General features: G+C 46.5%; 1 protein-coding gene and 2 pseudogenes. All 3 read right to left on the bottom strand.

Features of this window, described 5'->3' with window-relative positions:
• A pseudogene (locus R8269_RS24220) lies at positions 1–98 on the bottom strand (dihydrodipicolinate synthase family protein); the annotation flags it as partial.
• Between the two features lie 56 nt (positions 99–154).
• Positions 155–1129, bottom strand: coding sequence for an ornithine cyclodeaminase family protein (locus tag R8269_RS24225; RefSeq protein WP_318222778.1), 975 nt, complete (start codon positions 1127–1129; stop codon positions 155–157).
• Between the two features lie 80 nt (positions 1130–1209).
• A pseudogene (locus tag R8269_RS24230) lies at positions 1210–1482 on the bottom strand (ABC transporter substrate-binding protein); the annotation flags it as partial.

Consider the following 1482-nt stretch of genomic DNA (forward strand, 5'->3'; position numbering starts at 1 on the left):
TTATCGATAACGGTTTGTGTTGCGTCTAGGTCAATGGACTGATCTTGACGAAATTGCGTACTGACCGCCGGATAAACACCTTTCCAATCTACTTTCATGAACTTCCTTTCCTTTATGTATATTGTATGCAATTTATAAAGACGAGCGAAAATGCTCAAATTTGGCTTTCAACGCCATGTTTTAACAACACCGCTTTTACTGCGGCTAAATCAGCCAAGGCACTGCCAACCGATTTATATAAGGTAATCACCTCGTCACTGTGACGCCCTTGCACTTGCTGAGCGCAAAGCTCAGGCAACTCCCCATAAATGTCTTCAGGTGTGAATACCCCCTCTTGAATTGGGATCAGCAAATCTCCCGCTTCCGCCAACACATTAATGCGACTGTCGACATACACATTCGCTCTTTGCACCGAGACAGAATCGCATTCACGCTTGTCTAAGTCGTGATTACCGACCAGATCAATGTGTGTTCCTGACTGCACATCAGAGCCATTAAACAAAGGCTGAGCAGACGCAGTAATGCAACTGATGATGTCGACTTGATCAATCACTTGCTCAACGTTTTCGACCACAGACACAGAGAACTGGCGCTCTTCTGGCAGTGATTGATATTCAGAGGAAGACAGAATCTGATCCACCGTTGCGGCAGCCTTTTCTGGGTTTCGTCCCCAAACATAAACTTGTTTGAGTGGTCGAATCGCTGCGTAAGCCCACGCAAAATAAGGGGCTAAGTTGCCAGTACCACAAATCAACAAGCGGGAGGCATTTTTGCGCGCTAAGTAATCGGCGGCTAAAGCAGATGCGGCAGCTGTACGCCAAAAAGTTAAGACTTTACCGTCCACCAGCGCGATGGGTTCACCATCTCCGCGTTTGAAGACCAACAACGTAGATGCCAAAGTATCTTTGCCTTGCAGAGGATTCTCAGGAAAGTAAGTAAATGCCTTAACGGCAATCAGTTCTTGGTTCCATGCGGGCAGTAAAGCAAAAGCTTCATACTTCCCCTCTTCTAATGACATCACTCTGCGCTGCGGAATCGTGGCAGGCTGTGCATAGATGTCTCGCATGGTTTCAATCAAAGAGTGCATACTCAAACTTCGCGCGACTTGCTGTGCATCGATGACTTTCATCACTTCTCCAAAATAGGTACGTTGAGTTCCAATTTGGGGTTTAACTCATCAATCGAGAAATAAACCCCTACAGTTAACGCCTAATTAAGCAGCCAAGTATTGAACTCTTCATTCAACTCATCGGCATAATCAGACCACCATTCGTCGTTAATCAAAAACGCCGTTTTAAAGTTCTGAGGCGCGGTCGGCAGGTTCGCCAGAATCTCTGGGCTTACTTCTGCGGAAGAAGACTTACGAGTCGGGCCATACGCGACGTATTTAGCTTGATCTGCCAAAGGCTTAGTACCCGAAGAAAAAGCAATGAAATCGAGGGCAAGTTTGGTATTCGCGCTTCCTTTAGGAATAGCCCAGCC

It is taken from the genome of Vibrio sp. Vb0667 (assembly GCF_033391095.1).